We start from the raw sequence: 14054 nt of genomic DNA, 5'->3' as shown, positions 1-14054 counted from the left end.
AGGCCCTAGAGGTGTCGGTGCATCGCGTCTGCGATCTCTCGGCACACCGCAGCGACGTCCGCTCCGACCTCCGGGATGTCCAGTTCGTGGAAACGGGGCGCCGGCATGGACAACGAGATGGAGCCGATGACCTGACCACCCGGTCCGAGGATCGCCGCTCCCACGGCCGAGATGGCGTCACGCCACTCGGCCTCGTTCGTGGCATACCCCCGTTCTCGAGCCAGAGCGACCTGGTCCCGCACCTGCTTGGGGTCACGCAGAGTGCTGGCAGTGTGGCCGCTGATCGGCTGCGCCAGGACCTTCTCGAGCGCCTCGGGCCCCAACCCTGCCAGCATCGCCCGGCCGCCCGCCGTGCTCACCAGGGGCGCTCGGGTACCGAGCTGCAAGAAGGTCCGGAGGTTGTTCGTACCGTCGATCCGGGCGATCACCAGCAGATGGTCCCCGTCCGGCACCCCGAGGTGGACCGTCTCCCCGTACCGGTCCCGCAGGGCGGACATCTGCGCCTCAGCGCTGCGCGGGAACGGGCTCGATGTCGCGCCGGAGACACCGATCCGAAAGACCTTGCGCGTGAGGCGCCAGTGCACCACGCCGTCACCGGCGGTCTCGGCCCACCCCGCCAGCTCGAGCGTGCGCAACGTGCGCTGCACGGAGGACTTGGGCTGCTGCACCAGGCGGGCGAGCTCGGACACACCCACCGGCTGGACGCCGGCCAGCGTCTCCATGAGGGTGAGTGCGTTCTGCACGGCACGCACTCCTCCACCACCTGCCGAATCCTGCATCGGGGATCCCCTAGACCTTGGCGCGAGCAACCTCTTGACATCAACGCAAGACAGACTAACGTAGGCCACTAGATAGAACATTGTGCCGACAGATGGCACGCACGCCACGGTTCTCATCGAGGAGGCCCAACGTTGGAGGACTACACCCGACAGCTCGGTGAACTTGCTGCGTCATGGGTGCCGTCGGACCGCCGGTTCTCCGACCAGCTGGCACGTCGGGCGGTCATCGACACTGTGGCGGTCAGCCTGGCAGCGCTCGACGACCCGACCGTCACTACCGCACTGCGCGCCCTGGGGCCCGGCAACGGTGGGCCGGCCACCGTCCTGGCCACGGGACAGGGCGGCGACCCCGGGCACGCGGCGCTGCTCGGAGGCCTGCTCGGTCACGCCCTCGACTACGACGACGTCGACGACGCCATGATCGGCCACCCGAGCACTGTCCTGGTGCCCGCACTCCTGGCCGTCGCCGAGGAGCTGGACGTCGCCGGGGACGCGGTCCTCGACGCCTTCGCCCTCGGTCTGCATGTATGCCGTGACGTCGCTGCGCGGGTGGGCATCGAGGCGCACTACACGAAGGGTTGGCACTCGACCGGCACGGTGGGGACGATCGGGGCCACAGCGGCGCTGTCGAGGCTTCGTCGGCTCGATGTCGGCGCTACCCGCCACGCCCTGGGGATCGCTGGCTCCCTGGCCGGGGGCAGCAGACAGAATTTCGGGACGATGACCAAGCCGCTCCACGCCGGAGTTGCGGCCCACAACGCAGTCCTGGCCACCCGCCTGGCCGCGGCCGGCTTCACCGCGGACCCCGACCAGCTGGAGAGCCCGCTGGGTTTCCTCGCCCTCCACCACGGAGCGGGCTCCGGCTCCGCCCCCGACGCCACCACCCAGGACGGTCTCAACGTCAAGCTCTACCCGTGCTGCTACTACATCCACAGCGCCGCCGACGCGGTGCTGGAGCTGGTGGGCGCGGGTGTGCGCACCGAGGACGTGGAGCGCCTGCGCGTGACCGTCCAACCGGGAGGGTTGGGGCCTCTCATCCACACGCACCCCGCCACAGGTCTGCAGGGCAAGTTCAGTATGGAGTACGCCATGGCGGCGGCGGTCCTGGACCGCCAGCTCACGCTCGCCACCTTCACCGACGAGCAGGTGCAGCGCCCAGCCGTCCAGCAGCTCCTGCAGCGCGTGGAGACGACCGAGTCGGTGGTGCCCCCGGCCGGTGGGGACGCGCACGGCGCCTTCGCCGTCGTCGAGGTGGACGTCCGCTCCGGTGGACGTCTGCAGCGCCGGGTCGACCGTCCACGGGGCCACGCCACCCGGCCCGTCACCGACGACGAGCTCCACGTCAAGTTCGCTGACTGCGCCGCCTACGCCGGCCTGCACCCCGAGGAGACCGAGCCCATCCATGAGCTCCTCTCCCAGCTGGGACCGACGAGGTCCGTGCGCGCCTCCGTGCGTCCGTTGCGCGAGCTCGTTCGCCGTCGTGCGGCGGCCGGGACGACCGGATGACTCGCACGTCCAGCGCCCATGGTGCACCGCGCCCCCTCGAGGGAGTTCTCGTTGTGGCGGTGGAGCACGCCGTGGCCGCCCCCCTGGCCACCCGGCAGCTGGCTGACCTGGGGGCGCGGGTGATCAAGGTCGAGCGCCCCGGAGGAGGCGACTTCGCGCGGGGCTACGACGACAAGGTCGACGGGCTTTCCAGCGCCTTCCTCTGGCTCAACCGTGGCAAGGAGTCCGTCGAGCTGGACCTGAAGACCGACACCGGTCGTCGGAGCGTGGAACGACTTCTCTCGCGCGCCGACGTCTTCGTGCACAACCTGTCCTCACAGGCAGCGCTCCGTGCCGGACTGGACACTGCCGCCGTGCAGGGTCGCCACCCGTCGCTGATCGCCTGTGCCATCGGCGGCTACGGCACCACCGGGCCGATGGCCGACACCAAGGCCTACGACCTGCTCATCCAGGGCGAGACCGGCCTCATCTCCCTCACCGGCGATGGCGAGGTGATGGCCAAGGTCGGCATCTCGATCGCCGACATATCCGCCGGGACCACCGCGTGCACCAGCATCCTCGCCGCCCTGCGTCACCGGGACCGTACCGGCGTCGCCCTCCCGGTCGACGTGACGCTCTTCGACAGCCTGACCGAGTGGCTGGCCTACCCCCTGTACTACACCCGCTACGGAGGCACAGCCCCGGCCCGGACCGGCACCGGGCACGCGACGATAGCTCCCTACGGCTCGTTCCCGACCGCTGACGGCCCGATCCTCCTGGCGGTGCAGAACGACCACGAGTGGCGCCGTTTCTGCGAGACGGTGCTGGAGCAGGCGGACCTCGCCCACGACCCGCACTTCGTGACGCACGCCGCGCGCGTCGCCAACAGAGCCCGCCTCGAACGCCTCATCGCCGACCGGCTCGAGCACCTGTCCCGCGCCGACGTCGCCAGGCTGCTGACGCAGGCCGACATCGCGCACTCCCGGCTCAACGACATCAGCGAGCTCGCGGAACACCCGCAGCTGACCAGTCGCGACCGGTGGGTCGGCACCGGCAGCCCGGTGGGAACGGTCGAGACCCTGTTGCCGCCCTGGCTGCCCACGTCCCCGGACGGCACACCACCGGACCTGGGAGCTGTCCCCGCACCGGGAGAGCACACCGCGAGCGTTCTCGCCTGGCTGGCGGCGGACGACCATCCCCCTCACGACCCGGAGACGACAGCATGAACACCAAACCCGGATGGACAGGTCGCTACTTCGAGGACTTCGAGGTCGGCGACGTCTACGAGCACGTGCTCGGACGGACCGTCACCACGACGGACAACAGCTGGTTCACCCTGCTGACGCAGAACACTGCCCCCATCCACTTCGACCACGACTACGCGTCCCGGACCACGTTCGGCAAACCCCTGATGAACTCGGCCTTCACCCTGGCACTCGTCACCGGACAGACCGTGTCCGACATCTCCCAGAACGTGTTCGCCAACCTCGCCTGGGACAAGATCACGCTGCCGCTGCCGGTCTTCGAGGGCGACACCTTGCACAGCCGGTCCAAGGTCCTGGGCAAGAAGGAGTCCAGGTCCCGCCCCGAGCTCGGCATCGTCCACGTCTACACCGAAGGGTTCAACCAGCACGGTGAGGTCGTCATCACCTTCGAGCGCAAGGTGATGGTCTACCGGCACGGGCATGGTCCTCGGTTCACCGCGCCCCCGACAGTTCCGACCACTCCCCTCCCCGAGGTGCAACCATGACGACCACGACCCCCCAGCCCGGCGTCGAGTCCGAGCTGCGGCGCGACCTGCGACAGCTCGTCGACCAGATCTGTGCCGACTACCCGGATCCGTACTGGCGTGAGATGGACAAGACGCACAGCTACCCGGAGGAGTTCGTCGCGGCGCTGACCGGCACCGGCGCGCTGGGCGCGCTCGTCCCCGAGGAGTACGGCGGGCTCGGCCTCGGTATGGGCGATGCCTCGGTCATCCTCGAGCAGATCAACCGCAACGGGGCCAACGCCGGCCCGGTGCATGCACAGCTCTACACGATGGGCGCCGTGCTGCGTCACGGCAGTGAGGAGCAGCGCCGCCAGTACCTCCCCGGCATCGCCGACGGGTCCATCCGGCTGCAGGCGTTCGCCGTCACCGAGCCGACCGCCGGCACGGACACCACGAGCCTGCGCACCAGGGCCGTCCGGGACGGGGACGACTACGTCATCAACGGGCAGAAGGTCTGGATCTCGAGGGTCCAGCACTCCGACCTCATGCTCCTCCTCGCCCGGACGACCCCCCTGGACCAGGTGGAGAAGAAGTCCCAGGGCCTGTCCCTCTTCCTCATCGACCTGCGGGAGGCGAAGGGCATCACCGTCCGCCCCCTGGAGACCATGGTCAACCACGAGACCAACGAGGTGTTCTTCGACGACGTCCGGGTCCCGTCGTCGGCTCTGGTGGGCGAGGAAGGACGCGGCTTCACGTACGTCCTGGACGGGCTGAACGCCGAACGGATCCTCATCGCCGCGGAATGCGTCGGCGATGGCCGCTGGTTCATCGAGCGCGCCAGCCGCTACGCCACGGACCGCATCGTCTTCGGGCGCCCGATCGGCGCCAACCAGGGTGTGCAGTTCCCCATCGCCCGAGCGCACGTCAACGTCGAGGCCGCCGACCTCATGCGGTGGCGGGCCGCGGACCTCTTCGACGCCGGGCACGCCTGCGGGGCAGAGGCCAACATGGCCAAGCTGCTGGCCTCGGAGGCCTCGTGGGAGGCGGCGAACGCGTGCCTGCAGACCCACGGTGGCTACGGTTTCTCCACGGAGTACGACATCGAGAGGAAGTTCCGTGAGACACGCCTCTACCAGGTGGCGCCCATCTCGACGAACCTCATCCTGTCCTACGTGTCGCAGCACGTCCTGAAGATGCCCAGGTCCTTCTGATGGCGCCCCTCACCACCCAGCACCCGCGCGTGGGACTGCTGCTCTGCAGCCAGTTCGCGGCGGGCGAGGACCCGGCCGCTCGCTTCGAGGAGCAGCTGGAGCAGGTACGGCTGGTGCGAGACGCGGGCTTCGGGTCCGTCTTCGCCTCCCAGCACTACCTGGCGCATCCGTTCCAGTACCTTCATCCGCTTCCCGTGCTCGCCAGGATCATCCCCGAGCTGGGCGACATGCGCCTGGGCACCGCCATCAGCCTGCTGGCCCTGCCCAGCCCCGTGGACCTCGCCGAGCAGGTCGCGACGCTGGACATCCTGAGCAACGGGCGGATGACCCTCGGCGTGGGGCTCGGCTACCGCGACGTGGAGTTCTCCGCCTTCGGGATGGGCCGGACCGGTCGACTGAGGCGCTACCTGGACAACCTCGAGCTCGTCCGCGCCCTCTGGACCCAGGACCGGGTCACGTTCCACAGCGACCATGCGACGTTGGACGACGTGCCGGTCGCCCTGCGGCCCGTCCAACGACCGCACCCCCCGATCTGGATGGCCGCGCACACCGAGAAGGCCATCCGACGCACGGCTCAGATGGGCCTGCCGTGGGTCGCGGCTGCGGCACACGTCGACGAGGAGCACCTGGCGCGCCAGGTGGGTGTCTACCGGGAGGAGAACGCCGCGCTGCAGCAGGGCGAGCCCGAGCTGCCGCTCCTCCAGGAGGTCTACGTCGCGCCGACCGAGGAGCGGGCCCTGGAGGTGGTCCGCCGCTCGCTCGCGACGAAGTACGAGGCGTACGCCCAGTGGGGTCAGGACCAGGTGCTACCGGAGAGCCAGTCCTTCGACAAGGAGTTCGACGAGCTGCGGAAGGGACGCTTCCTCATCGGCGACCCCAGGGGCGTGCTGGAGCGCATCCGTCGGCTGCAGGCGGTCGCTCGGCCCACCCAGCTCCTGCTGCGTATGCAGTGGCCGGGCATGACACAGCAGGAGACGGTCTCCAGCATGGAGCTCTTCGCCGAGGAGGTCCTGCCCCACCTGGACTGGACGCCGCAGACGAGTCCGTGACGGCGGCCACGGGTCTGCGCGACCGCACGGCTGAGGTGCGTGAGCCCCGATGGTCACCATGACAGGTCCGCGGCACCGTACCGCCCCGGGACTCCCAGCGGTACCGGCACCCCGTCCCGGGTGATCGGTCCGACGGCGTGGTCCAGCAGCCCGTGAGGGCTGTGCGTCTGCTGCGTCGTGACCGAGAGCTGCCTCGCCGCTCCGCTCACCGGTGGCAGCTGCAGGAGCACGTGCGCCGTCCGCGCCAGCGAGAGGTGCGCGCTGCCGGCTCCGTCGCGGGTCCTGCGCAGGAGAAGAGCCATCGCGGCGGCCGCCATGCCGTACCCGGTGGCGTGGTCGAGGGCCTGCACCGGTAGGGCGCCCGGGCGCCAGGACCCACCCACCTCGCCTCCGTAGACGTGCCCGATGCCGGTCGCCGCCTGGACGATGCTGTCGAACCCGCGCCGCCCTGCCCACGGCCCCTGGTGGCCGTAGGCATCCAGCACGATGACCACGAGGTGGGGGTACCTCTCGCGCAGTGCCTCCTCGCCCAGGCCCCACCGGTCGAGCGCCCCGGGTCGGTAGCCGGTCACCACCACATCGGCGGCGCCGAGCAGGTCCTCCACCCGTGAGCGGGTGCCCGGGTCCCCGAGGTCTGCCACGACGCTGCGCTTGCCCGCTCCCGTGTCCAGGTGCTGCGACAGGATCTCAGGACGGTGGGGTGGGTCCACGCGCAGGACGTCCGCCCCCAACTGGGCCAGCAGTCGTGTGCCGGTCGGGCCGGCGATCACACGGGTGAGGTCCAGCACCCTGACGCCGGACAGTCCCGGCCCGGCCGGCGGCGACGACCCCGAGCCGCCGAAGCGCCAGTTGATCCAGGGTTCGTCCGCGACCGCCCGCCCCGCAGCTGAGCTCAGCCACTCCCCCGGCGTACGCAGCCCCGCAGCGATCCCGCCGGCTGCGTCCACCGCACCCTCGATCTCGGCTGCCGTCCGGTCGCGCAGGATCCGCGCCAGCTCTTCGGGCTCGCTCACCCCGTAGACCTCGCGAAGCGCCAGGACGTGGTGCGGGTAGTTCCCGTGAAGTCGGACCCACCCATCGGCTGCACGGAACCACCGCGACAGCGGCGCGAACATCTGGGGTGTCCTGCCGTCGACGCGCAGGTACTCCTGAGAGCCGAAGGCGCCGGCCACCTGCGCCGCGGGCACGGCCAGGCCACGCTCACCCGTCAGCAGCCGGAAGGCGCTGACCGCCGCCCGGACGCTTCCGAGGGCGAGACCCTCGACGTCGAGCGGTCCGGCCCACCAGCGACGTGGGCCGTCGACCGCGTCGGGTCCGTCATCGACGGTCCCGACAGCCGGCTCGAGCCATTCGGCCAGTCGAGGAAGGCTCACGTCCGTCGCCCGGCGACCGCGACCGCCACCGTGGCCGACAACGCCAGCGCGGTGAGGACCCACAACATCGCAGGGTAACCGTTGAGCGTCTGGGCGAGGGCGGTACCGGCCCACGGGGCAAGGGCGGCCGCGGTGGTGATCGGGGCGGCGAACCACCCGGACAGCGTGCCGTACGACTCAGTACCCCAGACATCGGCCACCAGCGTGGCCTGGAGCAGCGTCGCCGCACCGCGCACCGCTCCCAGGAGCATGGCGAACACGACAAGAAGAACCGCGGGGCCGGGCACAGCCGCGAGCAGGGCCAGGCATACCACCGACCCCGCCAAGAGAACGCTGGTTCGACCGGGCGGGGTCGTGCGGGCTGCGAGCGGCGCGTAACCGGCCCGGCCGAGAAGCTGGCCCGCACCGATGAGCCCGAAGGCCAGCGCGGCGAGCGAGGCGCTGAGGCCACGGCTGGTGAGCAGGGGGATCAATGTCATGCTCGCGGCGTACAGCCCGAACGCCGTCACCGCCATGGCTCCGGAGAGCAGCACGAATCGTGGTCGACGCAGGACCGCCCGCAGCGGCAGGTCGTGGCGCTCTCTCCTGCGTTCAGGACGGTCGGCGCGCCACGGTCTGGCCAGCACGACGAGGTGGAGTGGCACAGTGATGACACCCAGAAGGCCGGCGAGGCAGAGGTAGGTGGAGCGCCAGTCAAGGTGGGTGAGCATGACCTGCGTGAGCGGAGCGAAGACCGTGCTGGCCAGGCTTGCCACCAGGGTGAGAAGTGTCAGAGCGCGCACCCGTCTCGGCCCGAACCACTCCGTGAGCGCCGCAAATGCCGGCTGGTAGAAGACGGCGGCCATGGCCAGACCCGCCAGTACCCATGACCCGAGGAACATCACGAAGTGATGCGAGAGAGCGAGCCCCACCATCGCAACGACCGCCAGGCATGAGCCGCCCGTCATCACCGGGCGAGGACCCCAACGGTCCAGCCACCGACCGACCGGCACCCCGGCGACGGCCGAGGAGACGAGGCCGGTGGAGAAGGCCGCCATGGCGGCACCCGCTGACCACCCGGTGTCAGCAGTGACAGAGGCGAGCGCCACCGGGAAGGCGTAGTACATGACGCCCCAGCTCGTGATCTGTGAGACGCAGAGCGCGACCAGGACACCCCAGGGTGAGGGCTCACCCTGGGGTGTCCTGCCAGGGCTGATGGCCCCTACCAGGTCCTGCTCCCTGTGACCTTCGCCTATCCGACGATCACCGATGGGAGCCACGTCGCGATCTCCGGCACCACGAGCATGACCATGAGGAGGCCGAACTCGATGATGATGTACGGGATGACACCTCGCATGATCGAGCTGAGCGGGATCTCGGGCATGACGGACTTCATGGCGAAGAGATTCAGCCCGACAGGTGGTGTGATCACCGCCAGCTCGAGGTTCATCACCAGCAGCACACCGAACCAGAGCGGGTCGTAACCCAGCTCTGCGACAACCGGAACCAGCACGGGGGTCACCACGAGCAGCAGCGACGCGGCATCGACCATGCACCCCAGGGCGACGAGCACGACCATGATGGCGGCCATGATCACGAAGGACGGCAGGTCCAGCCCGCCGACGAACTCTGCGACCGTGCTGGGGACACGCGCGAGGACGAGAACCTTGGTGAACACGAAGGCCGAGGCCACGATGGCCAGCACCGCGCAGCTCACCTGGACCGTGGAGACCAGGATGCGCTTGAGGTTCGCCCAGGACAGCGCCCGGTAGACGAGTCCTGCGATGAGGAACGCCGCAAGGGCTCCCACGGCGGCCGCCTCCGTCGGTGTGGCAAAGCCGGTGTAGATCGCCCCGAGGATGCAGACGATCAGCAAGATGGCCGGGATGACCTTCCTCAACGAAGCGAACTTCTCGCCCCAGGTGTACCGCTCGTCCGTGCGGGGCGCGTTCTCCGGACGGATCGTCGCGACGACGATGATGTAGCCGGCCATGAGCACCGCCAGCAGGATTCCGGGCACGATCCCACCGGCGAACAGTGCCGCCACGCTGGTGCCGGTCACAGCCGAGTAGAGGATGAACATCAAGCTGGGCGGGATCAGCATCGCCAATGCTCCTGGCGCGACCACGGACCCTGTGGCGAACGCTGGTTTGTATCCCTTCTCCAGCATCGCAGGGACCGCCATACGTCCCACGACGGCCACCCCCGACAGGCTCACACCGGACATCGCACCGAACGTCGCGCACGACGCGACGCTGGCCACGCCGAGGCTCCCGGGAAGCCTGCTCATCCACTTGTACGACGTCCTGAAGAGATCTCGCCCCAACCCGGTCACCGACAGCGTCTCGCCGATGAGGATGTAGAGCGGGACGGCGACCAGGGTGAAGTTCGCCAGCTGGGCCGTCAAGGCCAGAGGAAGGGTCTGCAGACCCTGGTCACCGCGAATGAGGTAGAGGCCGAGGATCCCGGCGAACCCCAGCGCGAGAAACAGTGGCGTCCTGATGAAGATCAGTGCAAACAGCACGATGATCGAGATGACTGCGCCGGTCCCGGGGTCGATCATGCGACGCCCTCCTTCGGGTGTGTATCAAGATCGACCGCGGGCGCTGGCGCCACCAGGGCGATCAGAGCCAGCAGCAGGCCACCGAGGGCCATCGGGGCGGAGACCCAGGACACCGGCAGGCTGAACGTTCCCGAGGTCTGCAGGCCCGCGGTCGACGCCGATCGGACGAGGTCGATCCCGTACCACGTCAGGACCAGCCCGAAGACGACGGCGACCACCCGGGTCGCCCAGCTCGCCCCCACACGGACCGCGCGGGGCAGGTGGTCGTAGACAAGATCGACCGCGATGTGGTCGTCCCTGGCGTACAGGTAGGGGATCGCCAGGAACGAGATCGCCAGCAGACCGTTGGAGGCGAGGGTGAAGACCCATTCGGTGGGTTGGTTGAGCACGTAGCGGGCCAGGACGTCGTAGCAGATGATCACCATCAGGAGGAAGATGCCCGTGGCACCGACGACCCAGGCCGCTCTGGCGACCGCGTACAAGGCCCGCCGCACCGCCTCCAACGCATTCCTGGAACTGGTCATCAGTTCCCGATCAGGCCGAGCGCCTCTTCAGCCGTGGCGGGGTCGTCGACAGACTCTGACCACTGGTCGTAGGTCTCGGCGACGGCCTCCTCGAAGGCTGCGGTCTGGGCGTCGTCGAGCTCGACGATCTCAACTCCGGCGTCCTCGATCGTCTCGAGGTACTGCCCCTCGTGGACACCCACCATGTGGTCGGTCCCCTCCTCGGAGTACACGCGACCGGCCTCCATGAGAGCGTCCTGCTGGGCGCCCGTCAGGTCGTCGAACCAGCTCTTGCGGACGTAGGCGTCGACGCTGTAGGCGCCGAAGGGGGCAGCGGTGCCGTACCTCACGACCTCCTGCAGGCTGCGCCCGGGGATGGTCCCGATGTAGGAGAGGACACCGTCGACCGTGCCCCGCTCCAGGGCCTCGTAGACCTCCGCGGAGCTCATGGTGACCGGAGAGCCGCCCAGCGCCTCGATGGTGCGCCCCTCAAGAGGGCCGGCCACACGGATGCGCATGCCGTTGATGTCCTCAGGCGACGTGATCGGCTCATCGGCGGTCCAGATCCACTGGTAGGTGGTCGGCATGGTGCCGATGGACATCAGATCCTGCTCCGCCAGCTGCTCGTTGAGAAAGGTCCGCAGCTCGCTGTCGTAGGAGAGGGCAGCCCGCTGGTCCTCGTACTCGTTGGTGACGAACGGCAGCTCGTAGACCCCCAGGATCGGATAGGTGGAGGAGATGTAGGAGCTGGTGGTGAAGACCATGTTGGCCACTCCCTGGGTCAGGCCAGGGACGAGCTGGTCCGCCTCCAGCAAGGTCCCGGAGTCGTACCAGTCGAAGGTGATCGCCCCGTCGCTGGTGCCCTCGGCCTCCTCCATGAAGACCTCGAACCCGTGGTACAGGTCGTCGTAGGAGGGCGGGATGTAGGTGGCGGCGGTGATCTCCAGAGGCTCCACGTCTGCGCCGGCCTCGCCGCTGCTCCCGTCTTGCTCATCGGCGCTGTTTCCGCAGGCGCTGACGACGAGGGCGGCTGCGGCAAGGCTGAAAGCAGGGCCCCTGCGGCGGGCCAGGGTCGTGCGTGTCTTCGTTGACATGGTCTTCTCCTGTGCGGGATCTAATGAGCGGTGATACAGCAGTGATCAGACGGGGTCCGTCGCTCTGGCTGAGCGGTCATCTTTGACCTTCCGATGGACCTGGTGCGTGCGGACCCGGGTAGCGCACGAGCGCCTGCCTGGCACGGTGTCCCGGCGGGAGTCTCGACGGGGCGGAGCGCGGGGCGACCCACCCAGTGGTACAGCGTTCCGTTTTCACATGAGCCTCACAGAGGTGTCAGTTGCCTGTCAAGCATCTGGGCCGGTGTGCAGCTGCCAGGACGGGTCAGCGCGTGCGAAAGAGCTCTCGAGGGAGTGGTCCACGACCGGGGCGACCTCGTGCCGGGCGATCCGGATCAGCGCGTCGAGGTCGACGCCGGTGCCGATCCCGAGGAGCTCCAGCATGTGCACCAGTTCCTCGGTGGCGATGTTGCCGCTCGCACCCGGGGCGTAGGGGCATCCGCCCAGGCCACCGACGCTGGCGTCGAGGATCGTGACGCCGGCAGCGATGCTGGCCAGGACGTTGGCCATGCCCAGGCCGCGCGTGTTGTGCAGGTGCACGCTGAACGTGATGTCCGGGAAGTCCTGACTGAGCCGGGCGAAGACGTTGTGGACGTGGGCCGGGTCGGCAAGACCAGCGGTATCCGCCACGCTGATGCAGCGGACCCCTGCCTCGGCGTACAACCCCACGACCCAGGCGATCCGGTCGTAGGTAGGGCGCCCCTCGAAGGGGCAACCGAGAGCGGTCGCCATCACACCCACCAGGCGAACCCCCTCGTCCCGTCCCAGCTCGATGGCGGGCCGGATCCGGTCGAATGCCTCGCTGGTCGGACGGTTGGCGTTGGCGATGCTGTGCGCGTCGGTCGTCGAGAGCATGAGCTCCCAGGTGTCGACCGCGAAGGCGGCGGCCCGCTGGGCACCGCGGAGGTTGGGCACCAGCACCGAGTAGTCGACCGCCGGGTTGCGCTCGATACGACGCAGCACGTCATCGGCGTCCGAGAGCTGCGGAACCGCCTCCGGTCGCACGAACGACGTCAGCTGGATCGCAGGCAGTCCGCTGGCGGACAGAGCGTCGATGATGGCCACTTTGGCATCGGTGGGAATGCGACGACGCTCCAGCTGGAACCCGTCGCGAGGTCCGACCTCCTGGATGGTGACCGTCGCCGGCAGCTCGAAGGGGAAGGTGCCCAAGGCGGACATCCCCGTGTAGCCACGGGCCCGGGCGGTGGTTGCGGTGGCCACTCCGTTTCCTCTCGTCAGCAACGTTGCTTCCGTACCCCGGCCGACGAAGCGACCCCCACAGCTGTGGTCGGCGGGCCTCTTGTCAACTTTTGGGCGAGCAACTACCGTAGCACGCACCATCCACAGCGTGGATGGTTAAACCACATCGTGGATGTATGCTGTTCACGCCGTGGGCGAGCGGCAGAAGGGATGACGCCGATGTCACCGAACACGCCTGACGCGCGACGCGGGGTCCACCGATGACCTCTGTGCGCGGCCGTCCGGCCGCGAGCCGCCCCAGCCCCGTCCTGGTGCTGAGGAAGGCCGGAGCCGTTCTCGAAGCCTTCACCCCCGAGGAGCCGGCGCTGACGGCCCGACAGGTGCAACAACGGACCGGACTGCCCGCCACCACCACCCTTCGGCTGCTCTACACGATGGTCGAGGAGGGTTTCCTGGACCGGCGGGGTGATGAGTACCTCCCCGGCCTGGCCACCCTGCGCTGGGCGGCGATCGCGCGCCGAGGCATGGACCTCGTCTCGCTCGCACAGCCGGTGCTGCAAGGACTCCGCGACACCACGGACGAGAGCGCGTACCTGTACGTCCGCCACGGACTGCACTCCGTGTGCGTCTCCGTGGCCGAGTCACGCCACGCGGTGCAGCAGGTCCTGCGGGTGGGAGAGGTCCTCCCCCTGCACGCCGGGTCCGCAGCGCGGATCTTCCTCGCCTTCGACCCCGGGGCCATGGAGTCGCTCGGCTCGGTAGCGCTGCCGGCGCTGACCAGCCGCACCATCACCGACCCCGCCCGGCTGCGGGAGATCGCGGTCGAGACCAGGCGCGCCGGGTATGCCGCGTCCTTCGAAGAGCGGTCGCTCGGAGCCGTCTCCTTGAGCGCTCCGGTCTTCGACGACCGAGGCAGCCTGGCCGCCGTGCTCGGCGTCGCGGCGCCGCGTCAACGGTTCAGCCCCGACCGCGTGTCGTCGCTGGCGCCGCCCGTCGTGAGAGCCGCACGCACGCTGTCCGACCAGCTCGGCCACTCGCCCTCTGCCGAGGACTCACCAGCCACCGTCCGCCCTACCTGAGGACCTCCAC

Annotated in this window: 13 protein-coding genes; 6 read left to right on the top strand and 7 right to left on the bottom strand. The window is 69.2% G+C overall.

The window, feature by feature from the left end:
* Nucleotides 1-5 precede the first annotated feature (5 nt).
* Nucleotides 6-743 (bottom strand): IclR family transcriptional regulator, encoded by a 738-nt coding sequence (locus ACI3EY_RS14950; RefSeq protein WP_405040943.1) that lies wholly within the window; start codon nt 741-743, stop codon nt 6-8.
* A 168-nt stretch (nt 744-911) separates the two neighbouring features.
* On the opposite strand from ACI3EY_RS14950, the gene ACI3EY_RS14945 reads away from it, so the two are divergent.
* From ACI3EY_RS14945 to ACI3EY_RS14925, 5 genes are read left to right on the top strand one after another with little or no spacing between them, the layout of a single operon-like run.
* Complete coding sequence (locus tag ACI3EY_RS14945; RefSeq protein WP_405040942.1) at nt 912-2285, top strand: MmgE/PrpD family protein; 1374 nt, start codon at nt 912-914, stop codon at nt 2283-2285.
* Nucleotides 2282-3490 carry a CaiB/BaiF CoA transferase family protein gene (locus ACI3EY_RS14940; RefSeq protein WP_405040941.1) on the top strand — a complete coding sequence of 403 codons (1209 nt, stop codon included), beginning with the start codon at nt 2282-2284 and terminating at the stop codon, nt 3488-3490. The genes ACI3EY_RS14945 and ACI3EY_RS14940 overlap by 4 nt, the downstream gene beginning before the upstream one ends.
* Nucleotides 3487-4014, top strand: a complete 528-nt coding sequence (locus ACI3EY_RS14935) for a MaoC family dehydratase (RefSeq protein ID WP_405036291.1) — start codon at nt 3487-3489, stop codon at nt 4012-4014. The genes ACI3EY_RS14940 and ACI3EY_RS14935 overlap by 4 nt, the downstream gene beginning before the upstream one ends.
* Nucleotides 4011-5186: an acyl-CoA dehydrogenase family protein gene (locus ACI3EY_RS14930; protein ID WP_405040940.1), complete on the top strand. Its 1176-nt coding sequence runs from the start codon at nt 4011-4013 to the stop codon at nt 5184-5186. The genes ACI3EY_RS14935 and ACI3EY_RS14930 overlap by 4 nt, the downstream gene beginning before the upstream one ends.
* A complete protein-coding gene (locus tag ACI3EY_RS14925; protein ID WP_405040939.1) occupies nt 5186-6235 on the top strand; it encodes an LLM class flavin-dependent oxidoreductase in 1050 nt (349 codons plus the stop codon). The genes ACI3EY_RS14930 and ACI3EY_RS14925 overlap by 1 nt, the downstream gene beginning before the upstream one ends.
* 53 nt (nt 6236-6288) lie before the next feature.
* Here the strand turns inward: ACI3EY_RS14925 and ACI3EY_RS14920 are convergent, their stop codons facing one another.
* The 6 genes from ACI3EY_RS14920 to ACI3EY_RS14895 all read right to left on the bottom strand — a co-directional run bounded on the left by ACI3EY_RS14920 (nt 6289) and on the right by ACI3EY_RS14895 (nt 12986).
* Entirely contained in the window at nt 6289-7608 is a 1320-nt protein-coding gene (locus tag ACI3EY_RS14920; RefSeq protein ID WP_405040938.1) for a CoA transferase, read from the bottom strand.
* Nucleotides 7605-8732, bottom strand: a complete 1128-nt coding sequence (locus ACI3EY_RS14915) for an MFS transporter (protein WP_405041006.1) — start codon at nt 8730-8732, stop codon at nt 7605-7607. Before ACI3EY_RS14915 ends, ACI3EY_RS14920 begins: the two co-directional genes overlap by 4 nt.
* Before the next feature lie 107 nt (nt 8733-8839).
* A complete protein-coding gene (locus tag ACI3EY_RS14910) occupies nt 8840-10150 on the bottom strand; it encodes a TRAP transporter large permease (RefSeq protein WP_405036287.1) in 1311 nt (436 codons plus the stop codon).
* Nucleotides 10147-10674, bottom strand: coding sequence for a TRAP transporter small permease (locus ACI3EY_RS14905; protein ID WP_405040937.1), 528 nt, complete (start codon nt 10672-10674; stop codon nt 10147-10149). Before ACI3EY_RS14905 ends, ACI3EY_RS14910 begins: the two co-directional genes overlap by 4 nt.
* On the bottom strand, nt 10674-11747 hold the full coding sequence (locus tag ACI3EY_RS14900; RefSeq protein WP_405040936.1) for a TRAP transporter substrate-binding protein: 1074 nt from the start codon (nt 11745-11747) through the stop codon (nt 10674-10676). The genes ACI3EY_RS14905 and ACI3EY_RS14900 overlap by 1 nt, the downstream gene beginning before the upstream one ends.
* A gap of 246 nt (nt 11748-11993) precedes the next feature.
* Nucleotides 11994-12986: a hydroxymethylglutaryl-CoA lyase gene (locus ACI3EY_RS14895; RefSeq protein ID WP_405040935.1), complete on the bottom strand. Its 993-nt coding sequence runs from the start codon at nt 12984-12986 to the stop codon at nt 11994-11996.
* Nucleotides 12987-13225: 239 nt separating this feature from the next.
* Between ACI3EY_RS14895 and ACI3EY_RS14890 the strand changes: the two genes are divergently transcribed.
* Nucleotides 13226-14044 carry an IclR family transcriptional regulator gene (locus tag ACI3EY_RS14890; protein WP_405040934.1) on the top strand — a complete coding sequence of 273 codons (819 nt, stop codon included), beginning with the start codon at nt 13226-13228 and terminating at the stop codon, nt 14042-14044.
* Nucleotides 14045-14054 lie beyond the last annotated feature (10 nt).

The sequence above is a fragment of the Serinicoccus shuyuelongi genome (assembly GCF_045032955.1).
In the GTDB taxonomy this organism is placed as follows: domain Bacteria; phylum Actinomycetota; class Actinomycetes; order Actinomycetales; family Dermatophilaceae; genus Ornithinicoccus.
Note: the sequence above shows the minus strand (reverse complement) of the source record. Positions and strands in the feature narration are given on the sequence as shown.